This is a genomic window from Rahnella sp. PD12R, assembly GCF_019200965.1.
GTDB lineage: Bacteria > Pseudomonadota > Gammaproteobacteria > Enterobacterales > Enterobacteriaceae > Rahnella > Rahnella laticis.
Map to the genome: position 1 here is coordinate 37,137 of NZ_JAHTMS010000017.1, position 16,775 is coordinate 53,911.

General features: G+C 47.5%; 20 protein-coding genes. 15 read left to right on the forward strand and 5 right to left on the reverse strand.

What is annotated here, in order from left to right:
* Positions 1–127 precede the first annotated feature (127 nt).
* The 3 genes from panB to panD all read left to right on the forward strand — a co-directional run bounded on the left by panB (position 128) and on the right by panD (position 2,278).
* On the forward strand, positions 128–922 hold the full coding sequence (panB, locus tag KWG64_RS23660) for a 3-methyl-2-oxobutanoate hydroxymethyltransferase (RefSeq protein ID WP_195823815.1): 795 nt from the start codon (positions 128–130) through the stop codon (positions 920–922).
* Positions 923–936: 14 nt separating this feature from the next.
* Positions 937–1,791 (forward strand): pantoate--beta-alanine ligase, encoded by an 855-nt coding sequence (panC, locus tag KWG64_RS23665; protein ID WP_218523312.1) that lies wholly within the window; start codon positions 937–939, stop codon positions 1,789–1,791.
* A gap of 106 nt (positions 1,792–1,897) precedes the next feature.
* The gene (gene panD, locus KWG64_RS23670) at positions 1,898–2,278 is read left to right on the forward strand and encodes an aspartate 1-decarboxylase (RefSeq protein ID WP_101075221.1); all 381 of its coding nucleotides are present in this window, start codon (positions 1,898–1,900) and stop codon (positions 2,276–2,278) included.
* A 131-nt stretch (positions 2,279–2,409) separates the two neighbouring features.
* Here panD and KWG64_RS23675 read toward each other — a convergent pair whose 3' ends face one another.
* Both KWG64_RS23675 and KWG64_RS23680 read right to left on the reverse strand, forming a co-directional pair.
* On the reverse strand, positions 2,410–3,180 hold the full coding sequence (locus tag KWG64_RS23675; protein ID WP_152327652.1) for an ABC transporter permease: 771 nt from the start codon (positions 3,178–3,180) through the stop codon (positions 2,410–2,412).
* Positions 3,180–4,103, reverse strand: coding sequence for an ABC transporter ATP-binding protein (locus KWG64_RS23680; RefSeq protein ID WP_152327651.1), 924 nt, complete (start codon positions 4,101–4,103; stop codon positions 3,180–3,182). Before KWG64_RS23680 ends, KWG64_RS23675 begins: the two co-directional genes overlap by 1 nt.
* A gap of 133 nt (positions 4,104–4,236) precedes the next feature.
* On the opposite strand from KWG64_RS23680, the gene can reads away from it, so the two are divergent.
* Positions 4,237–4,893 (forward strand): carbonate dehydratase, encoded by a 657-nt coding sequence (gene can / locus KWG64_RS23685; RefSeq protein WP_152327650.1) that lies wholly within the window; start codon positions 4,237–4,239, stop codon positions 4,891–4,893.
* 148 nt (positions 4,894–5,041) lie between these two features.
* Here can and KWG64_RS23690 read toward each other — a convergent pair whose 3' ends face one another.
* Together KWG64_RS23690 and KWG64_RS23695 are read right to left on the reverse strand one after the other, a co-directional pair.
* Positions 5,042–6,049, reverse strand: coding sequence for a tyrosine-type recombinase/integrase (locus tag KWG64_RS23690; RefSeq protein ID WP_218523313.1), 1,008 nt, complete (start codon positions 6,047–6,049; stop codon positions 5,042–5,044).
* Between the two features lie 75 nt (positions 6,050–6,124).
* Positions 6,125–6,424 (reverse strand): helix-turn-helix transcriptional regulator, encoded by a 300-nt coding sequence (locus tag KWG64_RS23695; RefSeq protein ID WP_217217635.1) that lies wholly within the window; start codon positions 6,422–6,424, stop codon positions 6,125–6,127.
* A 114-nt stretch (positions 6,425–6,538) separates the two neighbouring features.
* On the opposite strand from KWG64_RS23695, the gene KWG64_RS23700 reads away from it, so the two are divergent.
* The 11 genes from KWG64_RS23700 to KWG64_RS23750 all read left to right on the forward strand — a co-directional run bounded on the left by KWG64_RS23700 (position 6,539) and on the right by KWG64_RS23750 (position 15,629).
* Entirely contained in the window at positions 6,539–6,811 is a 273-nt protein-coding gene (locus KWG64_RS23700) for a Cox family DNA-binding protein (RefSeq protein ID WP_152327647.1), read from the forward strand.
* An 11-nt stretch (positions 6,812–6,822) separates the two neighbouring features.
* Positions 6,823–6,987: a phage filamentation protein Fil family protein gene (locus KWG64_RS23705; protein ID WP_152327646.1), complete on the forward strand. Its 165-nt coding sequence runs from the start codon at positions 6,823–6,825 to the stop codon at positions 6,985–6,987.
* 7 nt (positions 6,988–6,994) lie between these two features.
* On the forward strand, positions 6,995–7,321 hold the full coding sequence (locus tag KWG64_RS23710) for a hypothetical protein (protein WP_255562284.1): 327 nt from the start codon (positions 6,995–6,997) through the stop codon (positions 7,319–7,321).
* A 67-nt stretch (positions 7,322–7,388) separates the two neighbouring features.
* Positions 7,389–7,571 carry a DUF2732 family protein gene (locus tag KWG64_RS23715; RefSeq protein WP_218523314.1) on the forward strand — a complete coding sequence of 61 codons (183 nt, stop codon included), beginning with the start codon at positions 7,389–7,391 and terminating at the stop codon, positions 7,569–7,571.
* Positions 7,571–7,795, forward strand: a complete 225-nt coding sequence (locus KWG64_RS23720; RefSeq protein ID WP_218523315.1) for a TraR/DksA C4-type zinc finger protein — start codon at positions 7,571–7,573, stop codon at positions 7,793–7,795. Before KWG64_RS23715 ends, KWG64_RS23720 begins: the two co-directional genes overlap by 1 nt.
* Positions 7,796–7,874: 79 nt before the next feature.
* Positions 7,875–10,127 (forward strand): replication endonuclease, encoded by a 2,253-nt coding sequence (locus tag KWG64_RS23725; RefSeq protein ID WP_218523316.1) that lies wholly within the window; start codon positions 7,875–7,877, stop codon positions 10,125–10,127.
* Positions 10,128–10,216: 89 nt separating this feature from the next.
* Positions 10,217–10,552: a metalloregulator ArsR/SmtB family transcription factor gene (locus KWG64_RS23730; RefSeq protein ID WP_217152527.1), complete on the forward strand. Its 336-nt coding sequence runs from the start codon at positions 10,217–10,219 to the stop codon at positions 10,550–10,552.
* Between the two features lie 64 nt (positions 10,553–10,616).
* Positions 10,617–11,909: an arsenic transporter gene (locus KWG64_RS23735; protein WP_217152526.1), complete on the forward strand. Its 1,293-nt coding sequence runs from the start codon at positions 10,617–10,619 to the stop codon at positions 11,907–11,909.
* A gap of 28 nt (positions 11,910–11,937) precedes the next feature.
* The gene (gene arsC / locus KWG64_RS23740; RefSeq protein WP_217152525.1) at positions 11,938–12,387 is read left to right on the forward strand and encodes a glutaredoxin-dependent arsenate reductase; all 450 of its coding nucleotides are present in this window, start codon (positions 11,938–11,940) and stop codon (positions 12,385–12,387) included.
* The gene (arsH, locus tag KWG64_RS23745) at positions 12,377–13,093 is read left to right on the forward strand and encodes an arsenical resistance protein ArsH (protein WP_217152524.1); all 717 of its coding nucleotides are present in this window, start codon (positions 12,377–12,379) and stop codon (positions 13,091–13,093) included. The genes arsC and arsH overlap by 11 nt, the downstream gene beginning before the upstream one ends.
* 814 nt (positions 13,094–13,907) lie before the next feature.
* Complete coding sequence (locus tag KWG64_RS23750) at positions 13,908–15,629, forward strand: LA2681 family HEPN domain-containing protein (RefSeq protein WP_255562285.1); 1,722 nt, start codon at positions 13,908–13,910, stop codon at positions 15,627–15,629.
* Positions 15,630–15,743: 114 nt separating this feature from the next.
* Here KWG64_RS23750 and KWG64_RS23755 read toward each other — a convergent pair whose 3' ends face one another.
* On the reverse strand, positions 15,744–16,775 hold the full coding sequence (locus tag KWG64_RS23755; RefSeq protein WP_218523318.1) for a phage portal protein: 1,032 nt from the start codon (positions 16,773–16,775) through the stop codon (positions 15,744–15,746).

Sequence of the window (16,775 nt, forward strand, 5' to 3'; positions counted from 1 at the left end):
GCTTCTTAATCACTTCTTAAGACCTGGATCATGGAGTCCGTTGCTGATCTTGCTGTCTGCATTTCGGCTCATACAGTAGAATACTGGCATCATATTCATCCGATGAATTATTCAAAGGAAAGTGTTCATGAAACCAACAACGCTGAGCCAGCTTCGCCAATGGAAGCAGGAAAAACATAAATTTGCGACCATTACCGCCTATGACGCCAGCTTTGCACAGCTGTTTGCTGAGCAGGGCATCACCGTCATGCTGATTGGTGACTCCCTCGGGATGGTCGTTCAGGGGCAGGATTCCACCCTGCCAGTGACGGTTGAGGAAATTGCTTACCATACGCGCTGCGTGCGCCGTGGCGCGCCTCACGCTTTATTGCTGGCAGACCTGCCGTTCATGAGTTACGCCACGCCGGAACAGGCGTTCGAAAGCGCGGCAATCCTGATGCGTGCCGGCGGCAATATGGTGAAACTCGAAGGCGGCAGCTGGCTGTGCGATACGGTTAAAATGCTGACCGAGCGCGCCGTTCCGGTGTGCGGCCATCTCGGCCTGACGCCGCAATCGGTGAACATTTTTGGTGGTTACAAAGTGCAGGGGCGCGACGAAGTGGCCGCAAACCAGCTCATCAAAGATGCGATGATGCTCGAAGAAGCTGGCGCGCAGCTGCTGGTGCTGGAATGTGTGCCCGTTGAACTGGCGCGCCGCGTGACCGAAGAGCTGAGCATCCCCGTGATCGGCATCGGTGCCGGTAACGTGACCGACGGACAGATTCTGGTGATGCATGACGCGTTCGGCATTACCGGCGGCCATACGCCAAAATTTGCCAAAGACTTCCTCGCGGAAGCGGGCGATATCCGCAGCGCGGTGCGTTTGTATGCGGATCAGGTCGCGCAGGGCGTGTATCCGGGCGAAGAGCATTCCTTTAAATAATCGGGAGAAGAAGTGTGCTGATAATTGACAGCGTGGCGCTGCTGCGTCGCGAGATCCGCGATTTCCGTAAGAATAACAAACGTATTGCCCTGGTGCCGACCATGGGGAATTTGCACGAAGGCCATATGACGCTGGTGGAAGAAGCGAAAGCGCGCGGCGACGTGGTGGTGGTGAGTATTTTCGTGAATCCGATGCAGTTCGAACGCCCGGACGATCTCGAGCGTTATCCGCGCACGTTGCAGGAAGACTGCGAAAAGCTGAACAAGCGCGGCGTGGATCTGGTGTTCGCCCCGTCTCCGGCGGAGGTTTATCCGAAAGGCCTGACAACGCAGACGCAGGTCGATGTACCGGTGATTTCTACCATTCTGGAAGGCGCGAGCCGCCCGGGGCATTTCCGTGGTGTATCGACGATTGTCAGCAAATTGTTCAATCTGGTGCAGCCGCAGGTGGCCTGTTTCGGCCAGAAAGACTTCCAGCAACTGGCGCTGCTGCGCACGATGGTGGAAGACATGGGCTACGACATTGAAATTATTGGCGTACCGATTGTGCGCGCCAAAGACGGTCTGGCACTGAGTTCGCGCAATGGTTATCTGACTCCTGAAGAGCGTAAAATAGCGCCACAGCTGAACAAAATCATGAACGCGCTGGCGGAGCGTCTGAGCCAGGGCGAGCGTCACGTTGAAGAGATGTTGCAGGAAACCGCGCAACAGCTGCGTGAAGCCGGATTTACGCCAGATGAGTTGTTTATTCGTGATGCCAAAACCTTGCAGGAATTGTCCGTCGACAGCACGTCTGCGGTGATCCTGATGGCCGCATGGTTAGGGAAAGCCCGGCTGATTGATAATCAAGAGGTTGATCTGACGCAGTAGACAGCGCAGCTCAAATCGGCAACTATGTTGGCCGCCGGAAATATCGGAATTTTATTATCTCCGCCCGGCGGGTTCCCTGATTTTTTACGCAAGTAAGGTATATGTGATGATCCGCACTATGCTGCAAGGCAAACTGCACCGGGTTCACGTGACTCAGGCAGATTTGCACTATGAAGGTTCCTGCGCCATCGACCAGGATTTTCTCGATGCTTCAGGCATTTTAGAGTACGAAGCGATTGATATTTATAACGTTGATAACGGTCAGCGTTTCTCAACTTACGCCATCGCGGCAGAACGCGGTTCGCGGATTATTTCGGTTAACGGCGCTGCGGCGCGCTGCGCCTGTGTCGGCGATCTGCTGATCATCTGTTCTTACGTGCAGATGTCTGACGCTGATGCCCGCCAGCACAAACCGAAAGTGGCTTATTTTGAAGGTGAAAACCAGCTGAAACGCACCGCGAAAGCCGTGCCGGTTCAGGTGGCTTGATAAAACGCCTCCCCCTGCGAAGGGGGAGGATGGGAGGGGGTTTAGCCGCTGACTCAGTCGTTTATGATGACCTGGTTAAACCAACACCCCATCCCAGCCTTCCCCTCGTGAGAGGGGAAGGAGCAATAAAATTAACTTCTCAGACCACGCCCGCGCTCAATCAAGTACCACGCCAGCAGATAAAACACCGCGATAAACGCCACCAGCACGCTCATCGTGAAGATCAGCGGAACGTCACTGACGCCAAGGAACCCGTAGCGGAAACCGCTGATCATGTAGACGATCGGGTTCAGCTTCGAAATCGCCTGCCAGATTGGTGGCAGCAGCGACAGCGAGTAAAACACGCCGCCCAGATACGTCAGCGGTGTCAGTACAAACGTCGGGATCAGACTGATATCATCAAATGTGGTGGCAAACACCGCATTCAGCAAACCGCCCAGCGAGAACAGGATCGCAGTCAGCAGCAGCGTCAGCGCAATCACCCACCAGGAATGGATCACCAGCGGCACGAAGAACAACGAAATCGCCGTGACCAGGATCCCCACGCAGATCCCACGCGCCACGCCGCCGCCGACATAACCGGCGATCACCACGTGCGTTGGCACCGGTGCAACCAGCAGCTCTTCAATATTGCGCTGGAATTTCGCGCTGAAGAACGACGACGCCACGTTGGCGTAAGAGTTGGTGATTACCGCCATCATAATCAGGCCCGGCACGATGAATTGCATGTAAGTAAAACCATGCATGCTGCCAATTTGCGAACCGATCAGATTGCCGAAGATGATGAAATAAAGCGTCATGGTGATCACCGGCGGAACCAGCGTTTGGATCCAGATCCGGCCAAACCGGTTGATCTCTTTCATCCAGATACTTTTAAGTGCTACCCAATACAGTTGCGACATTATTTCTTTTCCCCGCTGCCGTTCACCAGCGTGACAAACAGCTCTTCCAGACGGTTGGCTTTGTTACGCATACTCAATACCTGCACGCCCTGCTTGCTCAGCTGGCTGAACAGGGAGTTCAGGCCCTGTTCACGCATGACTTCAACTTCCAGCGTTGACGTATCTGTCAGCTGGCTGCGGTAACCCTCCAGCACCGGCAGCGGGCTTTTCGCCCCTAAATCCAGAATAAAGGTTTCGGATTTCAGCTTGGACAACAGCGCTTTCATGCTGGTGTTTTCCACCAGTTCACCGCCCTGAATAATGCCGATATTGCGGCACAGCATTTCGGCTTCTTCCAGATAGTGCGTGGTCAGAATAATGGTCGTGCCCTGCGCATTCAGCTCTTTCAGGAAGCCCCACATCGAGCGACGCAGTTCGATATCCACACCGGCGGTCGGTTCGTCGAGGATCAACAGTTTCGGTTCGTGCATCAGCGCACGGGCAATCATCAGACGACGCTTCATCCCGCCCGAAAGCATGCGGGAACGCTCATTGCGTTTGCCCCACAGATCCAGCTGGGTCAGATATTTTTCGGCACGCTGAAGCGCCAGCGGACGTGGCACGCCGTAGTAACCGGCCTGGTTGACGACAACCTGCATCACGGTTTCAAACGGGTTGAAGTTGAATTCCTGCGGCACCAGCCCGAGCTGACGCTTAGCGTTGACGATATCTTTGTCGATGTCGTAACCAAATACCTGAACCTTACCGGCGGTTTTGTTCACGAGTGAACTGATGATGCCGATGGTCGTCGATTTACCCGCACCGTTTGGCCCCAGCAGGGCATAAAAATCGCCGGCTTCGACGCGCAGATCGATACCGCGCAAAGCCTGTACACCACCGGCGTAAGTTTTGGTTAACTTTTCCAGTTCCAATGCATAATTCATAAAGGAAGCGTACCTTGTTGTGAAAACCCTGTTGTAGGAATGCGTAAAAGGAGATGTTGAATCGGTTTTAAAAGACGGAGCATTGCCCTATATTACTCCATCGCTGTTGGCTCGTTACAGGCTATTAACCTCAATGAATGATATAGAAAAGCTCATCAGTAATAATGCCAACTGGTCCAAGACCATGATCGACGAAGATCCTGGCTTCTTTGAACGACTTTCCCAATCTCAAAAACCCCGTTTTCTGTGGATCGGTTGCTCCGACAGTCGCGTTCCCGCTGAGCAATTGACCGGGCTTGAACCGGGTGAACTGTTTGTTCACCGTAACGTCGCCAATCTGGTTATCCATACTGATCTCAACTGCCTGTCCGTTGTGCAATATGCTATCGACGTACTGGAAGTGGAACACGTCATCATTTGCGGTCACTACGGTTGCGGTGGCGTACAGGCAGCGGTTGAAAACCCTGAACTGGGTTTGATTAATAACTGGTTATTGCATATCCGGGACATCTGGTACAAACACAGCTCCCTGCTGGGCGAACTGTCACCGAATCAGCGTCTCGATAAATTGTGTGAGCTGAACGTCGTGGAACAAGTGTACAACCTCGGCCACTCCACCGTGATGCAATCAGCCTGGAAACGCGGCCAGAAAGTCACCCTGCACGGCTGGGTTTACGGCATTCAGGACGGACGACTGCGCAATCTCGAAGTCGACGCCACCAGCCGCGAAACGCTGGAACAGCGCTACCGTCAGGGCGTCTCCGCCTTACTGAACGGCAATCCGCAATAACAAGCCGCCCCACTCTACAGAAAATCAAAAAACAAAAGGCACAAAAATGTGCCTTTTTTATCATTTATTTTTCCTGTACTTACAACGCGATCACTATAAATCAATGAGTTATAAATACTGTAAGCAGCTATAAAACTTACAAAGAAGCTTAGGTGTGGACACTATGTGGACACTCCAGCCCTGCTTTTCCCCTCAGTGGATTGAAGGAAATGGCGTCCTGAAGAAAATCCGGAGCAAAGTGAGCATAGACCATTGTTTGGTTAATGTTCGCGTGTCCAAGGATCCTTTGTAGGGTGATTATGTTCCCGCCATTCATCATGAAATGTGTCGCAAACGTATGGCGCAACACATGCAATGATTGCCCTTTCGGTAAGTCTGGCTTCACCGATTTCAACAGCAGCCGGAAGGTCAAATAATCGGCATCAGGAAAAAGTAATCCAGACTTCTGATTTTTAACTGCCTTACATACCTCATCCGAGATCGGGACTGTTCTGGGTTTGCCGTTTTTGGTGTTGAGAAAAGTCACTCGGTTATTAATGACGTTCTCAACCTTCAAACTGCTTATTTCTCCCCAGCGGCCTCCTGTACTCAGGCTCAGGATCGCAATCCTCTTATTGTCCCCTTCCAAAACTGACAGCAACTTTTCAATTTCATCAGCAGACATAAAAGTCATGGATGATAGCTGCCCTTTTAGCAACGTTACGCCATGCAACGGATTTTCAGCGTGGAACAAACCGGCTTCGTTCAGGTAGGTAAACAGGCCGCTCAGTAACATCAAGTTGCGGTTAACTGTGGTTGCCTTAACACCCTTTGCCAGTCTTAAAGACTTAAATTTTGTAATTGCCAGGCTATCAATTTGGAAAGAACACGGGTCATCCATCAGGTTACAGATGAACTCCAGTTTGGCTTTGTCGAGCTTGCCGTGCTTCACGTTCTGCCCGTGATAGAGCCACCACAGTTCTATCAACTCGGATAAAGGCCGTTTGTCTGCCGGTTTAGATAGCCATTCTTTGCCGTGATAATTCACCGTTACATATTTTTCGTAGGCGGCTGCTTCATGTTTCTTGTCGAACCTACGCCGGAAGCGCTTTCCGTTGCGCCCCTGCGGTCTGATGTCCACTTCATAACGACCATCATCGAGCTTCTTAATCGACATATTGAAGCCCTCCGGAATCGTGGGTACTGCAAAGACTCTGTGATTCTATAAAACGTAAAAAATCGAAATGTAGCGTTAACCAGTCTTTTTGTCGGAGTGGGACGACGTTGTTTCGCCCTGCCCAAAGTGTGCGAGAACCGGCGCGATCTGTCCGGCTTCTGGTGCAATTTGATCAGTCATAAACCACATTGTGTATTTTGTGAACTTTGGGTGAGCCAAAATTTTCATGGCGACATCTGTCGGCGGTGTCGATCTACCAGTTTCATAGTAGGTAAGTGAGCCATAAGGAATATCAAGTAAATCAGATAGTTCCCTTCTATTAAGTCTCTCAGACTCTCTCATAACAATCAGCTTATCTGCGAGTGAACTTGACACTTCGTTTAGATCTCCATAATATTTGTTTAGATCTTAATAAAGACCATCTATATTGATATAAACAATTACAAGCAATACGTAGCAATTGATTAGATCCAAACAGGAGATTAGCAGATGAGTAAACAAATCGTAAGTGTGTCGGACGTCCTGCCATATGCGGAATTTGCCAAGGTAATCGGCAAAACACCCGCAGCAGTCAAAGGGATGATTGAGGCAGGAAAACTGCCAGTTGTAGAAATGCGCAATCCCGAAAATCCTACAGCACGTTCTGAAAGCTGGATTTACCTTCCCGCCTGGAATGCAGGGATGAAATTGGCATTTGAAAAACGTCCAAAGGAGATCCGCGACGGTTGGCTGATGTGGTTAGGCTTGGGCGTGCCGCGTTAAGGAGGAAGTAAATGGTTATCTCAGTTGCACCACTTCTGAAAAGACAAAGCCCTTCCCGTAGTTTTGGACACGGCTGGATTGAGTTACCAGGCGGCAAACGCTGGAATCCAGCTAAACCGCAAACATGTTCAACTGTTTTGAGCCGGAAGCCATTCTACAAACGATTATTTGGTTGAGGTGCTTATGCAGTCGCAGACTTTGAGTTATTCGGAAAGCATCCCGAAAGAAAAAAGAGAGGCTTGTTTTCAGCATATTATCGGTATCAGAAAAATGCTGACCAGCCAGAAAAATATTGCGCAGGAAACGTTTGATGAAAGTACGCCGACCATGCGCAAATTGATCTGTTTCCATGCTGGATTGAAAAGCCGTCATATCGAAATGCGTTACTTCGAATTGGCACATAGTGAAAGATTAAAGGTAATTGAAGCACTTAACTCACTCATTGAGTTTGGAAACGCGCTCCCTGCCTTTATTAGTGAAACCGACTCAGTTCTCAACATAGAACACTAATACATTTGAAATTTAATTGGCGTTCAACCCGCACGGCATCCTTTTGCCCAAAAAACAGGATTGGATAATGGAAGAAATGATCAATGAAGCACGTTTTGACGAACGCTTAAATCGTGCAGCCGTATTTTCCGCACGTCTTGAAGCAATCGCATGTTTCATCGTTAAGAAGGCAATGACCGGCACTGAAGCCGCCGAAGCTTTGCGCGTTGAGGCTACCCGCATCCAAAACGAAGCGGGAGAATCTCACTAATGGCTGATGTTATTGATGCCGCACAAGAGCGCGCCGACCTGATTTTAGAATCACAGATTCAAGCAGCCCGTCAATCTGCCAGAGGCGTATCAGCAATGTTTTGCATTGACTGTGATCGCCCTATTCCCGAAGAACGCCGCGCTGCTCTGCCTGGTGTTAGTCAGTGCGTTTACTGCAAGGAACTCGCCGAGATTAACGCCAAGCATTATCGAGGGAATAAATGACTATTCTCTGGTTAGCTTTGTTCGTTCTGGCTGGCATCAATGCCGGTTATCTTGTCGTCGATATCAAAGACGGCATGTAATGCCTGCCAGCCGCTTCACTCCGCAGATTGAAACGCCCGAAGTTTGGGCGTTCCCCTGGAATAATCCCCTCGCCCCTATCGTTCCGTCAGAAAGGCCGAGACCGCTTACCCGTGATGAATACGATCAGGGGCAAGCTGTTTTCATCAAAGTAAAAAACCTTTCGACAGATCTCCGTGAGATTTTCACTGGTCGCCACGCGTACCTTCTCAAAACTCAGGGCATCCACGCGGCTAATAAATATCTGGTTTATACCCTTGGGCGCAGCATTCTGCCGCGTGTCGATGCAGTTAATAAAGCCCATGCAATGAATATCAATGCCTCCATGAAATTCATCTCCGAGGCCGATGTTTATCACCAGTTACCAGGCATGAGCGACAAACCACTACGTCGTTTCGCACAGAATATTGCAGGACAGTTGAAGGCCATTTATGAAGACCGTTGCGATCATCTGTTGGCTGAACATGGTGGTGATCATGGGGTGCTTCTTGAGTCAGATACTCAGTGCACTCTGTATCGCGAGATTGCAGGAATGTCGCGAGCCTTCAATGTTAGCCCGATGTATTGGACAAAATTCAGTAAGGGCAAGCTAGATACGACGTCTGCCATCGCTGGCATGTCTCGACTGGTAAATCCTGACTGGTGGCTAAGTCAGTTGAAAGGTCAGCGTACCCGATGGCGTGAGTCATTGCTGATCGCAATCGGTAAGGTAAACCGTGACGCATCTCCGTATGCCAGTAAGCAGGCTATCCGTGAAGTTCGTTCCCGCCGACTGTCGAATCTGGACTATCTAAAAAGCCGCGACCTGGAGAATGTCGAAACCGGCGAGCGCATCAGTTTGATCGACAAAGTCATGGCGAGTATTTCAAACCCTGAAATCCGTCGCATGGAGCTGATGAGCACTATCGCCGGTACCGAAAAATATGCTGCAGCGAATGGTGACGTCGGGATGTTTCTGACTATCACCACGCCTTCCAAATTTCACCCGACCCGCATGGTTGGTAAAGGTGATAACAAGCGCGTTCAGCTAAATCATGCCTGGGACAAAGAGGCCTACACGCCGAAAGATGCACAGCGTTATCTTTGTGGGATCTGGAGCAAAATGCGCACCGCGTTTAAAGACAGTGGCCTATCAGTTTATGGGATGCGCGTAGTTGAGCCTCACCACGACGCGACTCCGCACTGGCACATGATGTTATTCACCAAACCTGCCATGCGTCAGCCGGTGATCGATATCATGCGCAAATACGCCATGAAAGAAGACGGTAACGAGCGCGGCGCAGCAAAGAACCGCTTTGACTGTAAGCACCTGAACCGCGGCGGTGCTGCTGGCTACATCGCTAAATACATCGCGAAGAATATCGACGGTTACGCACTGGAAGGTGAACGCGACCACGAGACTGGTGAGCTGCTGACCGATTCCGCTGCCGCTGTTACCGCCTGGGCTGCTACCTGGCGCATTCCTCAATTTCATCCCATCGGCCTGCCTACTATGGGTTCATACCGTGAGTGCCGCCGTATCCGCTCTATCAGTCTGACAGAAACCTTTGACGAAGAAGTGGAAGCCGTGCGCGCTGCTGCTGATGTCGGTGACTTTATGGCGTACATGACTGCCCAGGGCGGCGCTAATGTACCGCGTGACAATCAGACGGTACGCGTAGCACGTCGCGTTGCTAATGAGCTGAACGCCTACGATGAAGAAGTGAAAAAAGTTGTGGGCATTTTCGCGCCCCACCTCGGCGAATCACATGTATATGAAACGCGCACCACTCAATGGCGCATCGTTGCTTCTGCCGTTGATTCTGAGGTTTTGACCGCAAAAAGCGCCTCCGGCGCGCCTCGGAGTCCTGTCAATAACTGTGGGTTAGGTGGAAAGAAGCAGGCCACAAATTGGCGTGATAGCCAGGCTGGGCGCGCCGCTACAACGTTCATTCCTGATAACCAACCGGTAATTGACTGGACAGACACAGCCGCCGTGAGGGCGATTGTGGCACGCATACGGGAAGAAACGCCGAGAGTCAGCAAAGCGCAGCGGAGTTTTGACCCAACGAAAGGGCGCGATATTGCACCCTCTGCAAGATTGACGACAGAAGAACGGGCCCGCCTGCCCGAAATTGAACGCGAATTGATGAAACACAGCATTACTGCTGAACGTTGGGAGCTGGAAGCGTTGAGCCGTGGAGCGAAAATCAGCTTTGATGATCAGGTCATGTGTTTTGAACCGTTGCCAGATTGGGGAAAGTTCGACTCTTGATAGCACAACAACACATTCGATTTATCGAATGTGTTGTTGACTCTGCCAGCCATCCTTGTAACATCACCAATATAAAATCAGGAGCACTCATGGCCAAGCTTATACCTCTTCAACTTTTTAAATGTCTCTCGGATGAAACACGATTGAGCATTATGTTTTTGCTCCAAACTACCGGGGAATTGTGCGTTTGTGATATCACCGCAGCTATTATGGAATCGCAGCCAAAAACCTCACGCCATCTGGCAATGCTCCGCGAAGCGGGTTTAATCTCAGACCGTCGTGAAGGAAAATGGATCTACTACAGACTATCTCCACAGATGCCAGTCTGGGCAGCTACGATTCTGACACAGGCTGTAAACAGCCAGCTTTCTGAAGTTACCGAACTTGTAAAGCGCCTGGAGCATGGCAAAGCAGCCTGCCAATAAGTATCAAAAAAATTTGCCTTAACATATTCACTAAATCATATATATTTATTAAGGAAACTGCATTATGTGGCTAGCAGGCGTAATTTTTATTTTTACATTGATACTGGTGATCTGGCAGCCGCGTGGCTTAGGAATTGGTTGGAGTGCTGTACTGGGTGCTGCGTTATCTTTGGGCACAGGTGTTGTTCATATCAGCGATATCCCTGTTGTATGGCAAATAGTTTGGAACGCAACGGCCACATTCATCGCAGTCATTATCATTAGCTTACTTTTGGATGAATCAGGTTTTTTTGAATGGGCTGCTTTGCATGTTGCACGTTGGGGTAAAGGAAAGGGGCGGTGGTTATTCACCTACATAATTTTGTTAGGTGCGAGCGTAGCAGCATTGTTCGCCAATGATGGTGCCGCACTCATACTCACCCCAATTGTGATCGCCATGCTTTTAGCTTTGGGTTTCAGTCGTGGGGCAACATTAGCATTTGTAATGGCGGCAGGGTTTATAGCTGATACTGCAAGTTTGCCTCTTATCGTTTCCAACCTTGTAAATATTGTCTCAGCTGACTTCTTCAATCTGGGGTTCAATGAATATGCATCTGTGATGGTTCCCGTTGATATCGCCGCCATTATTGCAACACTTGCAATGCTTCACTGGTTTTTCCGCAAAGACATTCCAACGTCGTATGACATAACTAAACTGAAGATACCCCGTGATGCGATCCGTGATGTGCGTACATTCAAAATGGGTTGGATTGTTCTTGTTCTTCTCTTGATTGGTTTCTTTGCGCTTGAACCACTTGGCGTGCCAGTTAGCGCAGTTGCAGCAGTCGCCGCGTTTATTCTTTGGATAGTTGCGCGACGTGGGCATGCAATTGATGCAGGAAAAGTCTTGAAAAATGCACCTTGGCAAATCGTAATCTTTTCACTGGGCATGTATCTGGTTGTTTATGGACTTCGTAACGCAGGTTTAACGGACATTTTATCCAATGTTCTTAACGTATTCGCGGTACACGGTTTATGGTCGGCTACGTTGGGGACAGGTTTCCTGACAGCCTTATTGTCATCAGTAATGAACAATATGCCGACAGTTCTTATTGGCGCACTGTCGATAGAAGGAAGTACGGCGACGGGAATTATTAAAGAGGCCATGGTTTACGCTAATATTATAGGGAGTGATCTTGGTCCTAAAATTACACCTATTGGTAGCCTTGCGACTTTGTTGTGGTTGCATGTATTAGCACAAAAAAATATCAAAATAACCTGGGGGTATTATTTCCGTATCGGTGTTGTCATGACTCTGCCCGTGCTCTTTGTCACGCTGGTTGCTCTGGTAATCCGCTTATCCTTAAATTTGGCGTAAAGCCACCTGTTTTTAATAAGAGTGAATTATGACTAATATCACCATTTATCATAATCCCGCTTGTGGGACGTCGCGTAACACACTGGAGCTTATTCGCAATTGTGGTGTTGAACCGACGGTGATTTTGTATCTCAAAACCCCTCCATCTCGTGATGAGCTGGTGAAACTGATCACAGACATGGGAATAACACCTCGAGCCCTTTTACGAAAAAATGTTGAGCCTTATACAATTCGGGGGTTGGATGAAGGTGATTTTTCGGATGATGCGTTGATTGAAGCAATGTTGTCTGACCCGATATTAATTAACCGGCCTATTGTTGTTTCTCCAATTGGAACAAAGTTATGTCGTCCTTCAGAGGTTGTATTAGAAATATTACCCGACCGACAAAAAGGGGCATTTTCCAAAGAAGATGGAGAGAAAGTAATTGATGAAAATGGGAATCTTGTGACTAAAGGAGATAGTTTACATGGAGGATAAAACATTACCGAATATTGTTCCTGAATTGTTCAAACCTCCTAAAACTAACAAAGACATGTCAGGAAATGATATTGATCACCCGCCGCGAATTCTAATGCTCTACGGTTCAGTTCGTGAACGTTCATACAGCCGTTTAGCTACTGAGGAAGGAGCTCGATTGCTGGAGGCTATGGGGGCAGAAGTAAAAGTATTTAATCCGTCAGGACTGCCTTTGCCTGAAGATGTACCTGATACACACCCAAAAGTGCAAGAGCTGCGTCAATTAGTTCGCTGGTCAGAAGGTATGGTTTGGTGTTCACCGGAACGTCATGGGGCAATGACGGCGATAATGAAAGCACAAATAGACTGGATCCCTCTTTCGCAAGGAGCGGTTCGACCGTCTCAAGGTAAAACCCTTGCAATCATGCAAGTCAGCGGCGGTTCTCAGTCTTTCAATGCTTTGAACCAAATGCGAATATTAGGGCGGTGGATGCGTATGTTCACTATCCCTAATCAGTCTTCAGTAGCGAAGGCATGGCAAGAATTTGATGATTCTGGACGCATGCGGCCTTCACCTTATTATGATCGGATCGTTGATGTAATGGAGGAAATGATGAAATTCACTGTGCTGCTGCGTAGCCAGAGTGAGCATCTTTCAGACCGCTATAGTGAAAGGAAGGAAAGCGCCGCAGAACTCTCTGCCAGGATGAACCAAAAGAATATTTGACCATGGCGCAAAATTCACCAGATTCATTCAATTTACAATAACATGTAGATTTTTATGGAAATTCTCACAAATTCATTTAATATACTGTATGTATAAACAGTATTTGTGAGGTGGTATGGAAAATTTACAGACGGTGGTATTGCTGGAGCGTATAGGATTGATTGCAAAGCTTTCTGCTCGCGTTGAGTGCGATAAAGCGGAGAGATAGATTGTCGCTATATGGATTTCAGAACTGGTGTCGGCAGCAAATGAGGAATTACTGAAAGTCGTTTTTGATGTAAACACCCCAGGAAAGATTCACTGAATTCCTAGTAAAATTTATGAGTAAGCGCTGCATGCAGTACGTGCATGTTTTTGCATGATCTCGGAAGGATCAAAAAAAGCCTAACCCAAGGATGGGCTAGGCTTTGCGGCGTTCGGAGACCTGCATTAAAAACAGTAAGCCAAGTCAGAAGCGGGCAGGCGGGTAACATTGCGCGCGTCGAGGTGCAGAACACAAAAAACGGCGCAACTTGTTGCACGCAGATGCGCTCTACATTGCTCTGAGTCTCGTAGACGGTAGGATGTGAGTTGAAAACAGCACGAAGTTAATGAGCTTTTCCAACAAGATTCATTGCGAAGGATAGGATCATATCATGTTGTACATATTTTATGCCGTATACGACAGCCAGGTCGTTGCCAGGATTGGAATTGCAAACTTTCCCTGTATATTAAATATAGAATGAAGATCATACTTAGATTTTATATACGGCTATAATGTTCAATATACAAGTAGTTGTCCAAAAATCTTAGGTCAACAATGGAACTACAACTAATGATGAACACTGATAAAAACTTGCTGGAAGAAATGTCCAAAAAGGCTGATGCATTAATTATGGCAGATAATCGCCATGCATTAAAATTTTATGTAGAAACGTTGCTTGAGAAGCATATTGACTTTGAAGAGAGAATAGATGAAGCGAATTTTTTATATATCATTGGAAATTGTTATCAGGTTCTCTATAAAAAAAGAGAAATGAACTGGTACTCAGACGACCTCAGTAAGGCGGTAATATTTTTTAGGAAAGCTTTGAATGCTGCAAACGACTTAAGGTTTCCGAGTAAAGAGGATCTCTACTTAAAAAGCTGCATTCAAACAAATCTCGCAAATTCATTAAGCGCGCAGGGTAGAGCGTTTTGTAGTATCCCTTTTTGGGATAGTGCGATCAGTCAAAAAAATCCTGTTGCAATGATCTGTAAGGCTCAAAACGAATTATATCTTGCTGCTACTTTGTATGATTCTCGCCATCAACCGTACCATCTTTTTGTAGCTTACAAACTCATCTTGCAGGGAATACAACACAAGGAATATTTATTTGAAGATCAGCTAGTCGCTTTTGATGAAGACGGTGAGTTTATGAAATTTAAAAGTTGGTTTGAAGAGAATTTCAATGAATCATTTTTCGAAATCAACGATGACGAAAACTACGAGTTTACAACAAGAAAGGAGAAATCTTATTTAACATGGTGTGGGGAAAATAAATTATTCATTAATGATTTAAATGATGTTTTTAATTCGACAATTACTTATCAAGATATCATTACTCTCCCTAGTTTCAGGTATCAATTAAATAAGTCTTTATCCATGCATGAAACTCTAATGTACCATGGTAATTTCGACGAATTAAAAAATGAATATTGTTATGCTCGATATCTTTTCTTTACTGCTCTTAATATCCCCTTGGATGCAAAACACATGTTTAACGACACCTACCCCCACGTAGAGGATATGTCACACTCCATAACTAATTTAAAATCAAGTCATTATAAAAGTGCTTTTAGAATACTTTATTCGTTATTTGATAAAATATCTTACTTTCTTCACAGATTCTTGCAGTTAAATGATATTAAAGATGACAGTAAAATTACCTTTGATGCAATTTTTAGAGATATTTCAAAAGATAAATCATGGGTTCCTAACCCTAAATTAAAAACGAGCGATAACTATTTTATCCATGCGTTGTTTTATATTTTAAAAGACATTAGGGATGTTAAGGACGCAGCGCCAATCGCTCGTTGGCTTGATCCCGATGCAAAATCATTTTCTGATATACGAAATGCTTTAGAACATCGATCGTTGAAAATAGTTGACGACTTTGGATACACGTTAACGCAATCAGACAAGGATTACACATCAGCACAATTAGAAATATATAAAGCTGAGAAGGTGCAGTGTGAAATTGATTTAAAGAATGTATATCACGACATTAAGAATATCAAAAATGGAGTAAGTCAAAAAAATATTCAAGAAGCCCTTTCACGGCAGGAAAAGTTAATAAGAAGTAATCAAGATCTCATTTCTTTAATTGATGAGCAACGTAGACTATCTACTCATTCTCTTCTAGTCACAGTGAGTGAATTCGAATCAAGAACGTTAACGCTAATGAAATTAGCGAGAAATTCAATAATGTATTTATCACTGGCGCTTCATGTTGAAGAAAAATCTAATCCAGAAGGAGATGAATTATTCATAGTGACTGAAGTACCATTGAGGTAATGCATTAGTTGACTGAGCCTAATAACTAAAGTTATTACATTAACTCAGAGATGAGCTAATTAAACCTACGTAAGTTAGGATAGTTCAAGCCCCATGTCACGGGGCTGTGCAGTCTTATTCCGAAGTTAACTCATAAGTAGTAAATCTGATCACCTCCTCCCCAAACCACGCATTCAACTCCTTAAACCGTTCCTGCAACGGTGTCAGCTCATTACGAACAAACACCTGAGACGCCTTCACTGAATCCCCAAATCCGCCGCTGTTCTCTGGAATGATACCCATCATCTGCGGTGGCACGCGGTGCGCACACAGCAAATCATTCTGGCTGGCTTTCTTGATATTAAAAAAATCGTCTTTGGTCGCGACTTCACTCAGTGGCAAAATCTTGATCCCGTCCGGCTTGCCGTTCGGTGCATACATGAACAGGTTGCGGAAATTGCCCAGCCCTTTTGTGTCGCGCATCGCTTTACGCATCTGATCGATGTCCGAGCTGCTTTGTGCCGCGTCGGTCATGTATAGGATATATCCTGCGTGTGCGCCGTTCTGATAGTACTTGCGGCGGAACAGCGTGGCGGCCTCATTCAGCCAGGCAGAATTCAGGGCACTGAGATATTCCGGCAGGCCGTAGAGCTCCTGATTAATATCCGGCTCAATCAGATGAAACACGCTACCGGCTTCAAACTGATGCGCGTCCTTCCATTGCTGCACAAACCAGTAAGTATCCTGCTCCACGCCCCGGCGTGCGTATTTGGCAGGCACGGTTTTCATCACCACGGCGTCGCCGAGCTGGTTGCGGATCACTTCTAAAAACGCATTCCCGAATACCAGATAATCCAGGGCAAACCGGCTAAATTCCTGCTGTGATAGCAGCGGATGCGGGACAAAGGTCGAGGCCAGGATATTACGTTTCACAAACAGCGATGAGCTGTGATGCACCGCAGCGCGCAGCGTGCGAGCCAGGCCGTCAAAGCTGACCGGCGGCTCGTACCACTGGCCGTTCCCCGTACATTCGATGTAATCCAGAATTTCACGGCGGTCTAAAACCGGCGTCGGGTCGCCAAAGCTGAACGCCTCCGCGCCGCCGGTATGCTGCGCCGTTGCTGTGACTGCTGTCTGTGCCGCCTTGCGGAATTTGCGCTTATTCAT